This window comes from Nocardioides sp. (genome assembly GCF_041393715.1).
Taxonomy (GTDB): Bacteria; Actinomycetota; Actinomycetes; order Propionibacteriales; family Nocardioidaceae; genus Nocardioides.
The window spans coordinates 1-17,777 of sequence record NZ_JAWKJQ010000007.1; the positions used below are offsets into that span (position 1 = coordinate 1).

The following is a 17,777-nucleotide window of genomic DNA, read 5'->3' on the forward strand; positions in this document are numbered from 1 at the left end:
TGGCCTCGGCGACGACGCCGGGCGCGGTCATGCCGAACTCCTCGAGGAACCCGGGCCGGGTGTCGTGGGAGGTGTAGAAGCCGATCTGGCTGAGGTCGCTGGTGTCCAACCAGCTGACGAGCACCGAGGACCCCTGGAGATCGGGATGCTCGGCGAAGGCCTCGGCGACGTCGTCCTCCAGCCCGGCAACCAGCTCCTCCCCCTCGTCCGCCAGCCCGATCGCCCGGCTGTTCAGCAGCGCCATGTCCTGCCACGAGGTCCCCCAGGCGACCTCGGGATAGGCCACCACCGGCGCGATCGCACTCAGGGTGTCGTAGTCCTCCTGGGTGAGCCCGGAGTACGCCGCCAGGATGATGTCCGGGGCGGTCTCGGCGACCGCCTCGAAGTCGATCCCGTCGGCCTCGTCGAAGAGCACCGGGGTCTCGGCGTCGAGCTCCTCCAGCCTGTCCTCGACCCAGGGCAGCACGCCGTCGCCGTCGTCGTCGCCCCAGGCGGCCCTGCTCATCCCGACCGGGACGACTCCGAGGGCCAACGGCACCTCGTGGTTGGCCCAGGCGACCGTCGCGATCCGCTCGGGCTTCGCGGGGATCACCGTGTCGCCGTAGACGTGCTCGATCGTCACCGGAAAGTCGGCGGCCGCCGCGGCGGTGCCACCTGTGTCGGGTCGGTCCTCTCCCTCGTCACCGCACGCGGTGAGCACCGAGGCGACGAAGAGGGCAAGGGCGGGAAGGCCGAGGGAGGGACGCATCGAGGCTCCTGAGTAAGGTGAGGCTAACCAAACTTGCTTAAGGTAAGGCTAACCTAACTCACCCATCGAGTGGGCGCGGCGTCTCCCCCACCGGACGCTCCATGGTCGGTGGGGGTCGGCTCAGCGGATCACCAGATGCGGACCCGCAGCTCGGGGTCGAGCCACAGACCGTCACCCGGCGCGGTGCCGAAGGCGGCGTGGTACTCGTCGAGGTTGCGGACGATGTTGGCGCGGAACTCCGCCGGCGAGTGCGGGTCGATGGTGAGGTACTGCAGCTCCTGCTCGCGACGGCGCTTGGTGCGCCAGCAGTAGGCCCAGTTGAGGAACAGCATCTGGCTCTCCTCGACCGGGACGTCGCGGCCCACGAACAGGGAGTAGGCGGTGTGGGCGATGGTCAGCCCACCGAGGTCGCCGATGTTCTCCCCCACCGTCAGCGAGCCGTTGACGTGGTGGCCCGGCAGGTTGCGCGGCTCGAAGGCGTCGTACTGGGCGATCAGCATCTTCGACTTCACCTCGAACGCCGCCTTGTCGTCGGGCGTCCACCAGTCGTGCAGGTTGCCGGCGCCGTCGTACTGCGCGCCCTGGTCGTCGAAGCCGTGCCCGATCTCGTGGCCGATGACGGCGCCGATGCCGCCGTAGTTCTCCGCAGGGTCGGCGTCGGGGCTGAAGAACGGCCTCTGCAGGATGCCCGCCGGGAAGCAGATCTCGTTGGTGCCGGGGTTGTAGTAGGCGTTGACCGTCTGCGGCAGCATGAACCACTCGTCACGATCGACCGGCGAGCCGATCTTGGCGAGCTGTCGGGCGGTCTCGAAGTACGACGCCGCCACCACGTTGCCGACCAGGTCGTCGCCCACCTCGAGCGAGGAGTAGTCGCGGAACCTCTCGGGGTAGCCGATCTTGGGCCGGAAGGTGTCGAGCTTGTCGTAGGCCCGCTGCTTGGTCTCCTCGCCCATCCAGTCGAGGGCGCCGATCGACTGCCGGTAGGCGCGCAGCAGGTTGGCCACCAGCTCGTCCATCATCGCCTTCGACGACGGGGGGAAGTGCCGGGCGACGTACTCCCGGCCGACGGCCTCGCCGATCGCGCCCTCGACGAAGGCGACGCCGCGCTTCCACCGCGCGCGCAGCTCGGGCGTGCCGCTCAGGGTGCGGCCGTAGAAGTCGAAGTTGGCCTCGACGAACTCGTCGGAGAGGTAGGCGGCCATCGAGCGGAGCACCCGGGAGACCAGCCAGTCCTTCCAGTCGTCGATCGAGACCTGCTCGAGCACGGTCGAGAGATGCCCGAAGAACGACGGCTGCTTGACGACCGTCTCCGCGACGGTGGCCGCCGTGCCGCCGATGTTGGTGACGTAGGCGTCCCACTCGAACGCCGGCGCGAGCGCGCGCAGCTCCTCGGCCGTGGTGAGGTTGTAGGTCCTCTGCACGTCGCGGGTCTCGGCCCGCTCCCAGTGACCCTCGGCGATCAGCGTGTCGATCTCGAGGATGCGCGCCGCCGCGGCCTCGGGGGCGGCGTGCCCGGCGAGGCCGAGCATGGTGGCGAGGTAGGCGACGTACTTGTCGCGCACCTCGGCGAAGGTCTCGTCGCGGTAGTAGGACTCGTCGGGCAGGCCCAGACCGCCCTGGTAGAGGTGCACCAGGTAGCGGTCGGAGTTGCGGTCGTCGGTGTCGACGTAGGAGCCGAAGAGGCCCACCCCGCCGTTGCGCTCGAGCTCCCCGACGAAGGCCGCCAGGTCACGCTTGTCGCGCAGCCCGGCGACGGCGTCGAGCATCGGGCGCGCCGGCTCGAGCCCGCGAGCGGCGATGGCGTCGGTGTCCATGAACGAGCCGTAGAGCAGCGCGATCTTGCGCTGCTCGTCGGTCAGCGAGGGGTCGTCGGCGGCGGCCCGCTCGGCGAGCTCCTCCACGATGGCGTGCACCTGCTGCTCGGCCTCGTCGGACAGGGTCACGAACGGTCCCCAGCTGGACCGGTCGGCCGGGATGTCCTCGGTGGCCAGCCAGCTGCCGTTGACGTGGCCGAACAGGTCGTCCTGCGGACGGATCGCCGGGTCCATGCCGGCGCGGGCGTCGTCGAGAATCGTCACGGGGACGACCCTAACGCGCGAGGTCGACCGATCGCTGCGCCGCGGCGTCCCCACGACGCAGCAGCCAGGCGAGCCCGACCGCCGCGGCCGCGGCGGCCACCGTCAGCAGCAGCCGTTCGGCGGCCACGTCGACGGCCGAGCCGGCGACCCCGGACGATCCCGCCAGCACCACGACGGGGGTGCTGAAGACGGTCTGCCGGAGCACATCACGACCGATCGCCCAGCCCAGGCTCATCAGCAGGCAGGCCGCCGCGAGCACCGCCAGCAGCGCCTGCGGCAGCAGCAGGACGCCGGCCATCGCCAGCAGCGAGCCGATCAGCGTGCCGAGCGTGCGGTCGCGGGCGCCGCGCGCGGTCTCCCCGGGGAAGGGGCGCAGGATCAGCGCCAGCAGCACCACCAGCCAGTAGCCGTGCGTGAGCCCGGCCTCCATGCTCACGACGATCGCGGTCCCGCAGGCGGCCGCACTGACCAGGGCATGCCGCCGGGCCGGCCCCGGAGCGACGGGGACGAGCGGCGCCCGCACCTTCAGCAGTGCCACCAGCAGGAAGAGGACGGCGACTCCCACCGCTGCTCCCACGGCGAACCCGGTCGAGTCGGTCACCCCGATCGAGGCTCCGAGCGCGGCGACGACCGGGAGCAGCGACAGGGCCGCTCCGAGCCGCGGTCCGGTCGGCCACAGCAACAGGGCGAGGCCGGCGACCAGCAGCGCGGCCGGCAGCACCCGACCCGCCGCGAGCACACCCAGGCCGGCCGCCGCCGGCACCGTGGCCGCCCACAGGAGTCGCGGACGCCAGCCGAGGTCGAGGACGGCCAGCTGCAACCCACCGACCACACCCAGCACGACGCCGATCGCCGGCGTGGCCCCGCCCAGCCGGCCGGCGAGGGCTGCGGCGCCGAGCACCGGGAGCAGGAGCACCACCGCGGCGCGCAGCGCGCCGCCCGGAGGCAGTACCCGGCTCACTCGACCGGTGGCTCGGCCGGAGCGTGTCGGCGTTGCCGGATGCTGTCCTGCAGCAGGCCCGCGAAGGCGCCCAGGAAGATCAGGTTGAACGCGATCTGCGCGGTGACCAGGCCGCGGGCGAGCTGGCCACTGGCGTGGACGTCACCGAAGCCGACGGTCGACAGCGTGGTCATCGAGAAGTACAGCGAGTCGAGTCGGGTCGCGAGCCCCTCGAACTGCCCGGCGTCGGTCGAGGAGACCACGTAGTAGGCCGCGGAGAAGGCCGTGAGCATCGCCTCCAGCGCCAACACCAGGTGCAGCGCGGTCAGCCGCCGCTCCTCCCGGCGTATCTCCATCACCACGACGACCGTGACGCCGACCATCGCAATCACGCTCGCCAGGATGCCGACGGCGACGCCGACCGGCGCCCGCCTCGGGTCGAGTGGGAAGGTGAAGTAGAGCAGCATCATGGCCGCGCCGAGGAGCGCCCCACTGAGCCAAGGATGCCGCCGCACGGGGTCGACACTAGTGCCCCGGGCGCTGGGGAATCGCGTCTCCGCGGCGGTCCGCGCGGCGGGTCCCGCCGAAGGGTCGTCCCTCTCGGACGCTCCTGGGTCTAGGGTCTCTCGCATGACGGATCGCTTCCCGCGCGCCGCGTTGGTGCTCATCGTCGCCGCCGCCCTGGTCATCACGCTGGCCGGGCTGCGCGCCACGGCCGGCATCGTCGGCCCGACGCTGCTGGCACTGGTGCTGACCATCACCGTGCACCCGGTGCGCCGCTGGCTGGCCGAGAAGAACCTGCCCGACTGGGCGGTCTCGTTGATCGTCGTCACGACCGTCTACATCCTGCTCATCCTGCTGACCCTGTCGCTGGTCTACGCCGGCGCCCGGATGGCCACGCTGCTGCCGTCGTACGTGCCGAAGATCCAGGAGTACATCAACGACGTCGGCGGCTGGCTCGAGGACAAGGGCGTCGGCGACTCGCAGGTGTCCGCCGCGGTCAACGCCCTCGACGCGAGCCGGCTGCTGTCCATCGCCACCTCCCTCGCCGGCGCGATCGTGGCGCTGCTCTCCAACCTGTTCTTCATCGTGACCCTGGCGCTGTTCATGGCCTTCGACACCCGCAGCACCGAGCGGGTGCTCGACCGGGTCCGCGGCGATCGGCCGCATCTGGTGGACGCCCTCGTCAGCTTCACCCAAGGCACCCGCAACTACATGGCCGTGTCGGCGGGCTTCGGCTTCATCGTCGCCGTCATCGACGGGGTCGCCCTGTGGGTGATGGGGGTGCCCGGCGCGTTCGTCTGGGCGGTGCTGGCGTTCGTCACCAACTTCATCCCCAACATCGGCTTCGTCATCGGCGTCATCCCGCCGGCCATCATCGGCCTGCTCGAGGGAGGGCCCGGGCTGATGATCGGCGTGATCATCGTCTACTCGGTGATCAACGTGGTGATCCAGTCGGTGATCCAGCCTCGCTACGTCGGCGACAAGGTCGGGCTCAGTCCGACGATCACCATGCTGTCGTTGGTGTTCTGGGCCTGGGCGCTGGGCGCGTTGGGTGCGTTGCTCGCGGTGCCGCTCAGCCTGCTCGCTCGCGCGTTGCTCGTCGAGGCCGACCCCGAGGCGCGCTGGGCTCTCCCGCTGATCGCGGGCAAGCCCGACTTCAAGATCGAGACGGGACCCGACGAGGTCGAGGCGGCCGCGGCCGACTGAGCCGAGCCCGCCTCACTGCAGCCCGGCGGTCAGCCGCATCACGTTGTCGACGTACTTCTTGCGCATCGGGCGCTGCGACCACTCCTCCGACGTCAGCTCGCGCGAGGCCGCGCGATAGCCGTCCTCGACCTCGCGCATCGCGGTGACGACGTCGGCCCCGAGCATCATCATGCTGACCTCGAAGTTGAGGGCGAAGGACCGCTGGTCCATGTTGCTGGACCCGATCACGGCGATGTGGTCGTCGACGGTGAAGTGCTTGCCGTGCAGGATCCACGGCGCGGGGTAGAGGTAGATGCGGACGCCGGCCTCCAGCAGCGCGCGGTAGTACGACGCCTGGGCGTGGCCGACCATGAACTGGTCGGACACCTCGCTGACGAACAGCTCGACGGCGACCCCCCGCCGCGCAGCCGTGGTCACCGAGTAGAGCAACGACTCGTCGGGCACGAAGTAGGGGCTGGTGATCGACAGCCGCCGGCGCGCGCCGTAGAGCAGGGTGTTGAACATCCGCAGGTTGCTCTCCCAGACGTAGCCCGGGCCGCTGGGCACCACCTGGCAGGCCACGGCGGTGAGGGCTCCCTGCGGGGTGGTGGCAGGGGTCTCCGCCGGCAGGACCGAGCTGACCTCGTCGGTCTCGGCGTACCAGTCCTGCGCGAAGACCGCGGCGAGCGAGGTGACCACCGGCCCGGTCACGCGCGCCATCAGCTCGACCCACTCGCGGCCCACCGCGTGGTTCTTCGGCTTGTTGTACCCGGGTTCGGTGAGGTTCTGCGATCCGGTGAACCCCACGCGGCCGTCGATCACCGCGAGCTTGCGGTGGTTGCGCAGGTCGGGGCGCCGGAAGCGGCCCTGCAGCGGTCGCACCGGGAGCATCGGATGCCAGGCGATGTCGGTGCCGGCGAGCCGCTTGAGGAAGTCCTGGTAGCCGGGGATGCCGCGTGAGCCCAGGTGGTCGAAGAGGAAGCGGACCCGGACTCCTCGCGACGCCGCGTCGGCCATCGCCTCGAACACCGGCGCCGTCACGTCGTCCCAGGCGGAGATGTAGAACTCGACGTCGACGGAGGACTCCGCCCCGCGGATCGCCTCGGCCATCGCGTTGATCGACCCTCGGTAGTCGGGCAGCAGCTGCACGGTGTTGTCGAGGGACAGCGGCAGCGATCCGAGCTGCTGGTTGAGATGGACCAACCCGGGCACGATGTCGGGGAGACCGTCGGGGATGGGGACGGCCGGCAGCGCGGCCACTCGGTCCACGATCAGGTCGTTGGCCCGCTGCTGTCGTTCGTGGCGGCGACGCTCCAGCTTGTTGCTGCCGAAGAAGAAGAACGCCAGCACCCCGAGCCCCGGGCTGAGCAGCACCAGCAGCAGCCACGCCATCCCCGTGGACGGCTTGCGGTTGCCCGGGATCACCCCGAGCGCGACGACGCGGATCGCGAGCCCGCCGAACACCAGGAGCAGCGCGAGGATGGCAGCGACCACGGACCAGTCGATCGACATGGGGTGACGCTAGCGGGTCGGTCGGCCGGGCGCTGTCAGTCGTGGACCCGCACCACGAGCTTGCCGGTGGCTCGTCGCTCGGCGAGGTCGGTGAGGGCCGCGGCGAACTGCTCGAAGGCGTACGTCGCGCCGAGGGGAGGCCTGACGATGCCGGACTCGATCATCGGGAGCAGCTCGGCCCACTGCTGCTGCATGAAGCCCGGCGTGACCATGGCGTAGGCGCCCCAGCCGACCCCGCGCACGTCGACGTTGTTGAGCAGCAGGCGGTTGACCTTGACCTCCGGGATGCCCTGGCCCGCCGCGAACCCGATCACGAGCAGGCGGCCCTGGGTGGCCAGCACCCGCAGCGAGTCGGTGAACGAGTCGCCGCCGACCACGTCGACGACCAGGTCGACGCCCTTGCTCTCCGGTCAGCTCCTGCACGGACTCACGGAAGCCGTCGAGGAGCACCACGTGGTCGGCGCCGGCGGCCTTCGCGACCAGCCCCTTGGCCTCGGTGGAGACGACGGCGATGGTCGTGGCGTCGTACCCGCGAGCGACCTGGAGGCTGGCCGTGCCGACGCCCCCCGCGGCGCCGTGGACCAGGACGGTCTCGCCGGGCCGCACCTGGCCGCGGGTGTGCAGGGCGAACTGCGCGGTGAGGTAGTTCATCGGGATCGCGGCCGCCTGGTCGAGGCCGAGCGTGTCGGGGATCGGGAACGTGAACGCGGCCGGCACCACGGCCAGCTCGGCCGCGCCGCCGTGGGGGACGACACCGGCGACGCGCTGCCCCGGAGTGAACGGCGCCGGCCCGGAGACCACCTCACCGGCGATGTCGACGCCGAGGGTGAACGGCGGTTCGGGACGCAGCTGGTAGAGCCCCTGGCTGAGCAGCAGGTCGGGGAACGAGACGCCGATGGCGTGCACCCTGATGAGCACGTCGGTGGGTCCGGGTTCCGGATCGGGGACCTCGCGCACCTCCACTCCCGACGGGCCGGTGGTCGTGGTCACCTGGATCGCGCGCATGGGGCGAGGCTACTGGTGCGTACGACGACGGGTGCTGGCGCGCGTGCCAGCATGTCCGTCGTGACCAGCCGACCGCCGACCGTGGCCGCGATCCACCTCGCGCCCGGAGCCCGGCTCCCGCAGAAGTCGGTGGAGCGGGTGACGGCCGAGGCCGGCAAGGGGCTGGTCGGCGACCGCTACCACGGCACCCGCCATCGCCATGTCAGCGTGCAGTCGGCCGAGCAGCTGGCCGCGGCGGCGGAGGCGCTGGGCCGTCCGGTCCCGCCGGCGGCCACCCGACGCAACGTCACGATCAGTCACGGCCTGGTGCCGACCGCTCCCGGCAGCCGGATCACCCTCGGCGAGGTCGAGCTCGAGGTGGTGCGCATCGCCGCCCCTTGTCGTCTCCTCGACGACAACCTGGGACCGGGAGGCGCCGCGGCGCTGCGCCGTCGGGCAGGCTCGATCTGCCGGGTGCTCGTGGGTGGGGAGATCGCCGTCGGCGACACGGTCACGCTGGCCGAGGCCCCCAGCGCCTGACGTCGACGCCTCACCGCACCGTCTGCGACGCCTCACCGGGGCTGGACGACGGCGTTCATCTCGAAGTGCATCGGGTCGGTCCAGGCCCAGTCGCCGCCCCAGGTGAAGCCCCACTTCTTGAAGATCCGGACCACATCGCGGTCGATCTCGCCGCGGGTGCCGCGGAGGTTGCCGGGCACGTTGAGGTCGAGGGCGATGCCGAACGCGTGCAGGGAGAGCTGGGTGGTGCCGGCGATGAAGCGCGGGTAGTAGCAGCCGGCGTACTCGCCGGGGTGGATCTTGTCGGCCAGCCCCGCTGCACCACCTCGGTGAGCGCGGCGCGCAGCTGCGGGAACAGGATCTTGTGGCAGGTCACGTCGCCCAGGATCGGCACCCGCTCGGTGCGGATGTTGGCGCGCACCCAGGCCGGGTCGGGCGCGATGCGGCCGCCGTCGAGCACGCGGTAGGAGAACGAGCCGACCGCCGACGCCACCGAGCCGCCGGTGAGGAACGCCGTCTGCTGCACCGAGATGTCCAGGTCGGGGCCGAGGATCTGCACCGACGCGTCGGAGCCGACGATCTTCTCCAGCACCGGCTGGACCTTCTGGGGCGAGGTCTCTCCGGTCCAGACGAGCAGCGCGTTGCCCAGGGGCAGCCCGAGATCGGCGGCCCAGGCGTCGTTGACGACGGCGTCGACCCGCGGTGCCTGGGGGCCACCGCGCCGATGTGGACGTCGGGGGCGGTGACGTCGTTGCCGAGTCGCAACCAGCCGTCCTGGTCGGTGAGCCGCGACAGCTGTCGGCTCAGGGTCGGCGTGACGGCAAGCTCACCGCCGGCCACCCGGTCCCAGACCGCCTCGAGCTGGGCACTGCCCTGCGGCGTGAAGCGCCGGTACGACGCCGGGTCGACGGCCGCGACCGAGATGACACGGTTCTGGATCGCCATGCTGCCGAGGCCGATCACGTCGGTGCCTTCGACGCCGGCGGCCGCCGCGACCTGGCGCCGCTGCTCGGCCGTGAACGGCTCGGCCCTGGACACCAGGAGGTCGGCGCCCGCGAGCCCCTCGGTCAGCGGACCCGGCGGGGACACGGCGTGGCTGGGGTCGACGACCGTCGGCGTGGCCGAGCCCGGTCCCGTGGACGCGGACGTCGACGGGGAGGAGGTGGAGACCGAGGGACCGAGCGACGTCGACCCGCTGGGCGCCTCGGTCGCCGACCCGGACGGCCCGGGGGTGCTGGCCGGCGCCGAGCCGCAGGCGGCGGCGACCAGGGCCACGGCGGCCAGCAGCAGCGCTCCGCGCCGCCGCGACACCCCCCGCGACCTGGGCATGCGTCCCCCCTCGACCCTGACTCCTCGACCTCCAAGGGTAGGTCGCCGAGGCAATCGAGCGGGAGCGGACTAGCCCTGCTTCAGCGCCTCGTTGATCGCGGGCACGATCTCGTGCATGTCGCCGATGACGGCGTAGGTCGCCTTGGTGACCATCGGCGCCTCGTCGTCGGTGTTGATCGCCAGGATCACCTTCGACGAGGCGCATCCGGCCCAGTGCTGGATGGCACCACTGATGCCGCAGGGGATGTAGAGGTCCGGCGAGATCCGGGTGCCGGTCTGGCCGACCTGCTCGTGGTGGGGTCGCCAGCCGAGGCTGGTGACGACCCGGGAGACGCCGAGCGACCCGCCGAGCAGGTCGGCGAGCTCGACCACCGCGCCGAAGCCGTCGGGGCCACCCGCGCCGCGGCCGGCGCCGACGACGACCTTGGCGGTCTTCAGGTTGCCGCCCTCGCCCTGCGGCCGCTCCTCGGTGGCGACGACCCGCGCGACCAGGTCGGCCTCGGCGACCGTCGGTGCCACCGGGACGACGACCGGCGTGGTCGGCGCCTCCGCCGGCACCGCCTCGACCGCGTGGCCGGCGACGGTGAACACCGCGGGACGCCCGTCGAGCTGCATCTCCTCGAGGACGGCGCCGCCCATCACCTGGCGGTTCACCGTGAACGGCGCCAAGCCGTTGAAGGCCACGACGTTGGCGGCCATCCCGACGCCCGCCCGCGCGGCCACGTGGGCCAGCACCTCGGTGCCGCGGTTGGTGCCGCCGGCCATCACCACGACCGAGCCCTTGGCCCGCTGCACCTCGAGGACCGCGGCCGCCCAGGCGGCGGCGGAGTAGGCGGAGAACGCCTCGCCCCCGACCTGATGCACCTCGCGGACGGCGTAGCGTCCCAGGTCGGCGACGTCCTCGGGCGTGACCTCTCCGACGACGACCGCGTCGATCGGCACGCCACCACCGGCGGCCGAGAGGGTGCGGGCGAAGGTCAGCGCCTCGCGCGAGACCTCGAGGGACTCCTCGTCGAGCTCGACCAGCACGATGATCATCGGGTCACCCCCAGCTCGGCGAAGAGGTCGACCACGGCGCCGGCGGCCTCGGGGCCCTGCCCGAGCACGGAGACCTGGCTCGGCACGGCGGGCGGCAGGAACAGCTTGACGCGCTGGGGTCCGGCCGGCGCCGCCGCCGGCTGACGCTGCTCGATCTCGATCTTCTTGGCCTTCATCCGGCCGGACACCGTCGGGTAGCGCGGCTCGACGCCGCCCTCGAGCACGGTCACGACCGCAGGCACGGGCAGTCGGTAGGTGTCCTGGCCGGTCGGCCCCTCACCCCGGGCGACGACGGTGTCGCCCTCCATCTCGACGGTCTTGACCCCGGTGACCACGGGGCGCGCGAGCTCGTAGGCCAGCCGGATGCCCACCTGGAAGTCACCGCTGTCGGCCGCGTCGTTGCCGAGCAGGATGAGGTCGTGCGCGCGGCCCGCCGCCTCGTGGTCGCGAACGACGGCGGCCAGCTCGCGAGCCACGTCGGCAGGGCCGTACGCCGGCGCGTCGGCGACGACGTGCGTGGCCGCCGTACACCCCAGGGCGAGGACGCCGCGCAGCTGCTCGCCCGCCTCCTCGGTGCCAAGGGTCACCACGGTGGCCTCACCGCCGGTCGCGCCGGCGACCTGCACGGCCAGCTCGACCGCGCAGTTCTCGTGCGGGCTCACCGTGAAGCCGGCGTACCGCCCGTCGACCGCCTGGGCGTCGTCGGTCAGCACCACGTCGCTGGAGGAGTCGGGCACCCGCTTGATGCAGACCAGGACGTTGGTCATGCGTGCTCCTGGGGGGTTGGTGCTTCATCAGGAGAAGCAGGTGAAACGTCGCTTCCCATGGTGAGTACGCCGTGTGAAGTGACAACTCGTCTACTTAACATGGTGAACCTCCACACGCCGAGCCCCAGCCCTCACGACCGGATCCGGTCGTTGGCGGGGTCGAAGAGGGAGGTGGCGTCGACGGAGCCGACGGTGACGGGGTAGAGCTCCTCCATGTAGGACACCGCGAGCTCGTTGCCGATCACCGCCTCCTCCGGAGGCAGGTAGGCCATCAGCACGTGCTTGCCCAGGCTCGGAGCCGAGCCCGCGGAGGTGACGTAGGGGTGGTGGCCGTGGCCGTCGGTCAGCGTGGAGCCGTCACGGCGCAGGATCGGCTCGCCGCCGAGCATGTAGCGCTTCATCCCGCTGGCCGAGGTGTGGTCGTCGACGGTCATCGTGCACAGCACGGTGGCCGGCGCGGCCTCACGCTGCGCGAGGTAGGGCTCGCGGCCGACGAAGTCCTGCGCCTTGACCTTGGGCCGCTGCATGCCCGCCTCGACGATGGTCCGCTCGGCGTCGAGCTCGGCGCCGAACGCGCGGTAGCCCTTCTCGATGCGGCCGGTCGTGCCGTAGACACCGATGCCCACCGGCACCGCGCCCACGGACGACCCCGCGGCGAGCAGCGCGTCCCACAGGGCCGAGGCGCCCGACATCGGGACGTAGAGCTCCCAGCCCAGCTCGCCGACGTAGGAGATCCGCGAGGCCAGCACGGGCTGCCCGCCCACGGAGATCTCCCGGCAGGAGCCGAAGCCGAAGCCCTCGTGCGAGACGTCGTCGTCGGTGAGCGACGCGAGGATGTCGCGCGCCTTCGGTCCCCAGATGCCGACCGTCGAGATGTCGGCGGTCAGATCGGTCAGCGTCGTGTCGGGGTCGGTGACCAGGTCGGCGAACCACTTCTTGTCCACCATGCCGTGCGCGCCGCCGGTGACCACCCGGAAGTGGTCGTCGCCCAGCCGCATCACGGTGAGGTCGGACACGAAGCCGCCGTGGGCGTCGAGCACCGGGGTGTAGATCACCTTGCCGACGGCGACGTCGCACTGCGCCACGCAGGCCCGCTGCACGGTGTCGAGCGCACCCGGGCCCTCCAGGTCGAACATCACGAACGCCGTCAGGTCGACGATGCCCGCCGCCTCGCGCATCCGGAGGTGCTCGGCGTTGATGATCGGCGACCACCAGCGAGAGTCCCACTCGTGCTCACGCGGCATCACCGCGTCGCCGTACTCCTCGACCAGGCCGGCGTTGGACTCGTACCAGAACGGCCGCTCCCAGCCTGCCGCCTCGAAGAAGAACGCTCCGGCGGCCTTCTGCTGGTCATACATCGGCGAGGTGCGGATCGGACGCTCCGACTCGTACTGCTCGGCCGGGTGCACGATGCCGTAGGTCTTGTTGAACGCCTCCGAGGTGCGCGCCTGCACGTGGGTGCGGGCCCGCTGGTGGTCGTAGAACCGCGCGATGTCGGAGTGGCTGATGTCGATGTCGGACCAGCCGCGGGTCATCTTCTCCGCGACCGCGCGGCCGGTGCCGGGACCCTCCTTGATCCAGATCGCCGCCGCGCTCCAGAGGCCGGCGACCTCGGGCGTCTCGCCCAGGATCGGGAAGCCGTCGGGGGTCAGCGAGAGCAGGCCGTTGATGGCGTAGCGGATCTCCGCGCCCTCGGCCCCGAGCAGGTCGGGCATCAGCTCGAAGGCCTGCTCCAGCTGCGGGTCGAAGTCGTCCTCGGTGAAGGGGAGCTCGGTCGGCGACAGCTTCGACTGCTCGATCGACGGGATGTCCTCGGGCTCCATCAGGATCGGCCGGTGGGCGTAGGAGCCGACCTCCATGTCGGCGCCGTGCTGGCGCTCGTAACAGAAGGTGTCCATGTCGCGCACGATCGGGAAGGAGATCTCCCCCTCCTTCTCGGCCAGCTGGGGGCAGGGGCCGACGGAGATCATCTGGTGAACGGCCGGGGTGAGCGGGATGGCCGCACCCGCCATCGCCGCGATCTTCGGGCTCCACACACCGCAGGCGACGACGACCGTCTCGGCCTCGATGTCGCCGCGGTCGGTGCGCACCCGCTTGATCGCACCGTCCTCGACGTCGAGGCCGGTGACCTCGACGTTGGGGACCACGGTCAGCGCGCCGAGCTCGAGCGCGCGCTCGCGCATGATCGTGCCCGCGCGCAGCGAGTCGACGACGCCGACGCTGGGCGTGTAGAACCCGCCGATCACCATGTCCTTCTCCAGGAACGGCACCAGCTCGGCGATCTCGTCGGGCGTCACCAGCCGGGCGTCGATGCCCCACGCCTTGGCGCTGGACATCCGGCGCCGGAGCTCCTCCATCCGCTCCTCGGTGCGGGCGACCTCGATGCCGCCGGACTGGGTGAAGACACCCATCTCCTGGTACTGCGCCACCGAGTCGAACGTCAGGTCGGTCATCTCGCGCGAGTGGTCGACCGGGAAGATGAAGTTGGACGCGTGGCCGGTGGAGCCGCCCGGGTTGGGCAGCGGGCCCTTGTCGATCTGGACGATGTCGCGCCAGCCGAGGTTGGCGAGGTGCCAGACCAGGCTGTTGCCGACGATGCCGGCGCCGATGACGACGACGCGTGCCGAGGCGGGGAGCTCTGCCATGGAGGGTCCTTGAGTTGGTGCGTCATGCGCAACGCGTTGCGCGATAGGGAACAGGGATGAGTGTTCAACCTTCGGGCCGGAGTGTCAAGGCTGGCGCCCTCCGGTCCACGCCTCGGGTGGCTCCGCCTACGTTGGTCCCATGCCGGTGGAGCTCACGCGCGAGCAGGCGCGGCGGATCGCGGTGCGCGCCCAGCTGCTGACCCAGGACCGGCCGCCGGACGTGGCCGAGGTCGCGCGCCGGCTCACCGTGCTGCAGGCCGACTTCACGGCGTACGTCGCTCCCCACGCGCACCTGCTGCTGTGGAGTCGGCTCGGCTCGGACTACGACCGGGGCGAGCTCGACGCCGCGCTGGAGGACCGCAGCCTGGTCGAGCTGCGCTCGATGATCCGACCCGGGGAGGACATCTCCCTGTTCCGGGCCCGGATGCGGGCGTGGCCCGGGCCGGAGCCGCTGCGCGACTGGCAGCGCGAGATCGCCGACTGGGTCGAGGCCAACGACCTCTGCCGTCGAGAGATCCTGCAGCACCTGCAGAGCGAAGGGCCCCAGCCGGCCCGGGCGCTGCCCGACAGCACCGCGGTGCCGTGGCGCTCGTCGGGGTGGACCAACGCCAAGAACGTCCAACGGCTGCTGGACTTCCTCGAGCAGCGGGGCGAGGTGGCGGTCTCGCACCGAGAGGGCCGGGAGCGCATCTGGGACATCGCCGAGCGCGTCTATCCCGACGACTCCGCGGTCCCCGTCGACGAAGCCGACGCGGTGCTGGCCCGGCGGCGGCTGGCGGCCCTCGGCCTGGCCCGCCCGAAGGTGGCCGAGGTTCCGGGCGAGCCCTTCGACGTGGGCGAGATCGGCGAAGAGGCCGTGGTCGACGGGGTCAGGGGCAGGTGGCGGGTGGACCCCGACCTGCTCGAGCGCGAGCTCGCCGGGTCGTCGTTCGACGGCCGGGTGGCACTGTTGTCGCCACTGGACCGGCTGGTGTTCGACCGCAAGCGCGCGACCGAGCTGTTCGACTTCGACTACCAGCTGGAGATGTACAAGCCCGCCGCCAAGCGACGCTGGGGCTACTTCGCGCTGCCGATCCTCGACGGCGACCGGCTGGTCGGCAAGCTCGACGCCGAGGCCGACCCGGCCGGCGGCGTGCTGCGGGTGTACGCCGTCCACGAGGACGAGCCGTGGCCGGCCGCGCGCCGCCGAGCCGTGGACGCCGAGATCGCCGGACTGGCCACCTGGCTCTCCCTCGCGGTCACCCACGAGGAGCACTAGGGCCGCCGGCCAAGGTCGGTCGGCCGCCGTTCGCGCCACCGGGGTCAGGCGAGCCGGAACCAGGTCGTGCACGCCCACTTGTTGGTGAACGGATCCTGGATGCAGGCCCGGATCTTGGAGCCCGAGGTCCAGCCAGCCATGTTGGTCCACTCCCACGGGTTCGCACATCCCGAGCACCCGGAGTAGACCGTCACCCGGTGGGAGTAGAGCGCCGCGTTGTCGGAGGTACGGTGCTTGACGATCTTGATGTCGAAGTCCGACTTCGGCAGCGACCTGCCCCGGGCCCACATCGCCTTGCAGGCCTGGCTGTACTCCAGCTGCACCTTGGTGTAGCCGTCCCCGGTGGTCATCGGGACCTCGGCGATGGCCGACGCATCGTTGTCGCAGCCTTGGGACACCGGGCCCTTGCCGGTGCAGGAACCGGCGTAGCAGCTGGCTGCCGTGGCCGGAGCAGCCAGGCCGACCAGCCCCACGCCCACGAGGAACGGGACGGTCACGAGAGCGGCCATCCGACGCCGCCAGCGGCCGGTGATGGTCATGCGAGCTGGAACCATGACGTGCACCTCCAGACCCCGGCGTCGATCGGGCTCTCGACACAGGCCTTGATCTTGGACCCCGACGTCCACCCGGCCATCTTGGTCCAGTGCGGCGACTCGCTGCCGGAGCGAGGGACGGTGATCCGATGGTTGTAGAGCAGGGCGTCGTCGGAGGCGCGGCGCTTCACGATCTTGATGTCGTAGGCGTACCACGGGGTGGAGAAGCCCTTGGCCCACATGGCCTTGCAGCTCGAGTTGTACCTCAGCAGGACCTCGGCGTACGGCGGTGACGCCGTCGCCCAGTCCGCACTGTCGATGGTGCTGTCACCACCGAGACATCCCTGCACGCCCGGATCCTTGCCGGTGCAGTTCGATCCCTTGCAGCTCGCCGCCTCGGCCGGGCCGATGGTCGCCACCACCGATCCGACGCCGAGAAGCGCGGCCACGAGGACGCCGAGTGCGCGTCTCCATCGTGCGGTCATGCAGTCACCTCCGAGATAGGTGCCCGGTCGCTCGATGGGCCCGGGTGAGCCACCCTGCCTGACCGGCTGGCCACATCCTGTGGCACCGGCCGATGGCCGTCAACCATGGTCCCTTCGGCTCGCGGTGTTCCTTCGGCCCGCGGCCCGACAGCCCCTGCGCGGCACGACCCGGACGCGGTGGGCACCCCTGTCCGGCGGGCTCGTCTCGCGCCCGCCGAACAGGGGTGCGGTGTCAGCTCAGCCGAGCCAGGCGTCCACCTTGTCGGGGTTCTCCTCGACCCACTTCTTGGCCGCGTCGTCCGGCGTCATGTTGTCGCGGGCGATCCACGTCGACACGAGGTTCTGGTCGTCGTTGGTCCAGGTGAAGTTCTTGATCAGGTCGACGGCCGGTGAGCCCGACTCGGCGAACGAGGTGGCGATCAGCTTGTTCAGCTTGTAGGGCGGGTAGTCGCAGGCGACCTTCGCCGCGTCGGCGTCGCAGCCATCGGTGTAGGGCGGCAGCTCGACCCGCACCAGCTTCATCTCGGAGAAGAACCACTGGGGCTCGTAGAAGTAGGCCAGCAGCGGCGTCTTGTTCTTCTCCGCGGAGCGGAAGGACTGGATCAGGCCCGCCTCGGAGCCACCGACGACCACCTTGTAGTTGAGGTCGAGGTTCTTCACCAGCGCCTCGTCGTTGGTGACGTACGACGGGTCGCCGTCGAGCAGCTGACCCTGGCCGCCGGACTCGGAGGTCTTGAACAGGTCGGCGTACTTGTTGAGGTTCTCCCAGTTGGTGATGTCGGGGTACTTCTCCGCCATCCACGGCGGGACGTACCAGCCGATGATGCCGTCGTTGCCGGTGAGTCCCGCGTCCTGGACGGTGCCCTGCTCGTCGATGTACTTCTTGATCAGGTCGTTGTGACCCCAGTTCTCGACGATGGTGTCGATCGAGCCGCTGGCCATGCCCTGCCAGCCGACCTCCTCCTTCACCTCCGGGTAGGTCACGTTGCAGCCCAGCTTGGTCTGGGCCACGTAGCCGATGACGTGGGCGTTGGAGACGTACCCGGTCCAGGGGTTGATGGCGATGCGCAGGTCACCGCACTCCTTGCCGCCGCTGCTCTCGCCGCCGGTTGAGCTGCTCTGGATGTCCGAGCCGCCACAGGCCGACAGCCCGACTCCGAGGAGGGCGGCGACGACAACCAGGCGGAACCGGCTGAGTCCTCGCGTCATGCGTTCTTCCTTCCTTCTGCCCGCGCTCGCCGCGGGAAGCTCA

General features: G+C 71.0%; 17 protein-coding genes and 1 pseudogene. 4 read left to right on the plus strand and 14 right to left on the minus strand.

Annotated elements, in window-relative coordinates:
• The 4 genes from R2740_RS12150 to R2740_RS12165 all read right to left on the minus strand — a co-directional run.
• Positions 1–748 (minus strand): ABC transporter substrate-binding protein (locus R2740_RS12150; RefSeq protein WP_371302952.1); only part of this gene is annotated, 748 nt, incomplete at its 3' end.
• A gap of 128 nt (positions 749–876) precedes the next feature.
• Complete coding sequence (locus R2740_RS12155; protein WP_371302953.1) at positions 877–2,826, minus strand: M13 family metallopeptidase; 1,950 nt, start codon at positions 2,824–2,826, stop codon at positions 877–879.
• Positions 2,827–2,836: 10 nt separating this feature from the next.
• A complete protein-coding gene (locus tag R2740_RS12160) occupies positions 2,837–3,787 on the minus strand; it encodes an FUSC family protein (RefSeq protein WP_371302954.1) in 951 nt (316 codons plus the stop codon).
• Positions 3,784–4,281, minus strand: coding sequence for a potassium channel family protein (locus tag R2740_RS12165; protein WP_371302955.1), 498 nt, complete (start codon positions 4,279–4,281; stop codon positions 3,784–3,786). Before R2740_RS12165 ends, R2740_RS12160 begins: the two co-directional genes overlap by 4 nt.
• Positions 4,282–4,396: 115 nt before the next feature.
• On the opposite strand from R2740_RS12165, the gene R2740_RS12170 reads away from it, so the two are divergent.
• Positions 4,397–5,476 carry an AI-2E family transporter gene (locus tag R2740_RS12170; RefSeq protein WP_371302956.1) on the plus strand — a complete coding sequence of 360 codons (1,080 nt, stop codon included), beginning with the start codon at positions 4,397–4,399 and terminating at the stop codon, positions 5,474–5,476.
• Positions 5,477–5,488: 12 nt separating this feature from the next.
• Here the strand turns inward: R2740_RS12170 and cls are convergent, their stop codons facing one another.
• The 3 genes and pseudogenes from cls to R2740_RS12185 all read right to left on the minus strand — a co-directional run.
• The gene (gene cls, locus R2740_RS12175; RefSeq protein ID WP_371302957.1) at positions 5,489–6,967 is read right to left on the minus strand and encodes a cardiolipin synthase; all 1,479 of its coding nucleotides are present in this window, start codon (positions 6,965–6,967) and stop codon (positions 5,489–5,491) included.
• Positions 6,968–7,002: 35 nt separating this feature from the next.
• The gene (locus tag R2740_RS12180; protein WP_371302958.1) at positions 7,003–7,344 is read right to left on the minus strand and encodes a zinc-binding dehydrogenase; all 342 of its coding nucleotides are present in this window, start codon (positions 7,342–7,344) and stop codon (positions 7,003–7,005) included.
• Positions 7,345–7,711: 367 nt separating this feature from the next.
• Positions 7,712–7,972 (minus strand): annotated as a pseudogene (locus R2740_RS12185) (alcohol dehydrogenase catalytic domain-containing protein); the annotation flags it as partial.
• 60 nt (positions 7,973–8,032) lie between these two features.
• Here R2740_RS12185 and R2740_RS12190 point away from each other — a divergent pair.
• Complete coding sequence (locus R2740_RS12190) at positions 8,033–8,491, plus strand: MOSC domain-containing protein (protein WP_371302959.1); 459 nt, start codon at positions 8,033–8,035, stop codon at positions 8,489–8,491.
• 32 nt (positions 8,492–8,523) lie between these two features.
• On the opposite strand, the gene R2740_RS12195 is transcribed toward R2740_RS12190, so the two are convergent.
• Positions 8,524–8,670 carry a M15 family metallopeptidase gene (locus tag R2740_RS12195; RefSeq protein WP_371302960.1) on the minus strand — a complete coding sequence of 49 codons (147 nt, stop codon included), beginning with the start codon at positions 8,668–8,670 and terminating at the stop codon, positions 8,524–8,526.
• Between the two features lie 614 nt (positions 8,671–9,284).
• On the opposite strand from R2740_RS12195, the gene R2740_RS12200 reads away from it, so the two are divergent.
• Positions 9,285–9,872 (plus strand): hypothetical protein, encoded by a 588-nt coding sequence (locus tag R2740_RS12200; RefSeq protein ID WP_371302961.1) that lies wholly within the window; start codon positions 9,285–9,287, stop codon positions 9,870–9,872.
• Here the strand turns inward: R2740_RS12200 and R2740_RS12205 are convergent.
• From R2740_RS12205 to R2740_RS12215, 3 genes are all read right to left on the minus strand, one after another.
• Positions 9,869–10,837, minus strand: coding sequence for an electron transfer flavoprotein subunit alpha/FixB family protein (locus tag R2740_RS12205; RefSeq protein ID WP_371302962.1), 969 nt, complete (start codon positions 10,835–10,837; stop codon positions 9,869–9,871). The genes R2740_RS12200 and R2740_RS12205 overlap by 4 nt on opposite strands.
• Positions 10,834–11,604 carry a hypothetical protein gene (locus tag R2740_RS12210; protein ID WP_371302963.1) on the minus strand — a complete coding sequence of 257 codons (771 nt, stop codon included), beginning with the start codon at positions 11,602–11,604 and terminating at the stop codon, positions 10,834–10,836. The genes R2740_RS12205 and R2740_RS12210 overlap by 4 nt, the downstream gene beginning before the upstream one ends.
• A 131-nt stretch (positions 11,605–11,735) precedes the next feature.
• Positions 11,736–14,249, minus strand: a complete 2,514-nt coding sequence (locus R2740_RS12215; RefSeq protein WP_371302964.1) for an FAD-dependent oxidoreductase — start codon at positions 14,247–14,249, stop codon at positions 11,736–11,738.
• Between the two features lie 139 nt (positions 14,250–14,388).
• Here R2740_RS12215 and R2740_RS12220 point away from each other — a divergent pair, with 139 nt between their 5' ends.
• The gene (locus R2740_RS12220; protein WP_371302965.1) at positions 14,389–15,507 is read left to right on the plus strand and encodes a DNA glycosylase AlkZ-like family protein; all 1,119 of its coding nucleotides are present in this window, start codon (positions 14,389–14,391) and stop codon (positions 15,505–15,507) included.
• 44 nt (positions 15,508–15,551) lie between these two features.
• On the opposite strand, the gene R2740_RS12225 is transcribed toward R2740_RS12220, so the two are convergent.
• The 3 genes from R2740_RS12225 to R2740_RS12235 all read right to left on the minus strand — a co-directional run bounded on the left by R2740_RS12225 (position 15,552) and on the right by R2740_RS12235 (position 17,734).
• Complete coding sequence (locus tag R2740_RS12225; protein WP_371302966.1) at positions 15,552–16,061, minus strand: DUF2690 domain-containing protein; 510 nt, start codon at positions 16,059–16,061, stop codon at positions 15,552–15,554.
• The gene (locus tag R2740_RS12230; protein ID WP_371302967.1) at positions 16,043–16,525 is read right to left on the minus strand and encodes a DUF2690 domain-containing protein; all 483 of its coding nucleotides are present in this window, start codon (positions 16,523–16,525) and stop codon (positions 16,043–16,045) included. Before R2740_RS12230 ends, R2740_RS12225 begins: the two co-directional genes overlap by 19 nt.
• A gap of 237 nt (positions 16,526–16,762) precedes the next feature.
• The gene (locus R2740_RS12235; RefSeq protein ID WP_371302968.1) at positions 16,763–17,734 is read right to left on the minus strand and encodes an ABC transporter substrate-binding protein; all 972 of its coding nucleotides are present in this window, start codon (positions 17,732–17,734) and stop codon (positions 16,763–16,765) included.
• Positions 17,735–17,777 lie beyond the last annotated feature (43 nt).

Bases quoted from the DNA above. Each gene is read 5' to 3' on its own strand.
- R2740_RS12170 (WP_371302956.1), top strand. From the start codon at position 4,397: ATGACGGATCGCTTCCCGCGCGCCGCGTTGGTGCTCATCGTCGCCGCC.
- cls (WP_371302957.1), bottom strand. From the start codon at position 6,967: ATGTCGATCGACTGGTCCGTGGTCGCTGCCATCCTCGCGCTGCTCCTG.
- R2740_RS12205 (WP_371302962.1), bottom strand. From the start codon at position 10,837: ATGATCATCGTGCTGGTCGAGCTCGACGAGGAGTCCCTCGAGGTCTCG.
- R2740_RS12210 (WP_371302963.1), bottom strand. From the start codon at position 11,604: ATGACCAACGTCCTGGTCTGCATCAAGCGGGTGCCCGACTCCTCCAGC.
- R2740_RS12215 (WP_371302964.1), bottom strand. From the start codon at position 14,249: ATGGCAGAGCTCCCCGCCTCGGCACGCGTCGTCGTCATCGGCGCCGGC.
- R2740_RS12220 (WP_371302965.1), top strand. From the start codon at position 14,389: ATGCCGGTGGAGCTCACGCGCGAGCAGGCGCGGCGGATCGCGGTGCGC.
- R2740_RS12225 (WP_371302966.1), bottom strand. From the start codon at position 16,061: ATGGTTCCAGCTCGCATGACCATCACCGGCCGCTGGCGGCGTCGGATG.
- R2740_RS12230 (WP_371302967.1), bottom strand. From the start codon at position 16,525: ATGACCGCACGATGGAGACGCGCACTCGGCGTCCTCGTGGCCGCGCTT.
- R2740_RS12235 (WP_371302968.1), bottom strand. From the start codon at position 17,734: ATGACGCGAGGACTCAGCCGGTTCCGCCTGGTTGTCGTCGCCGCCCTC.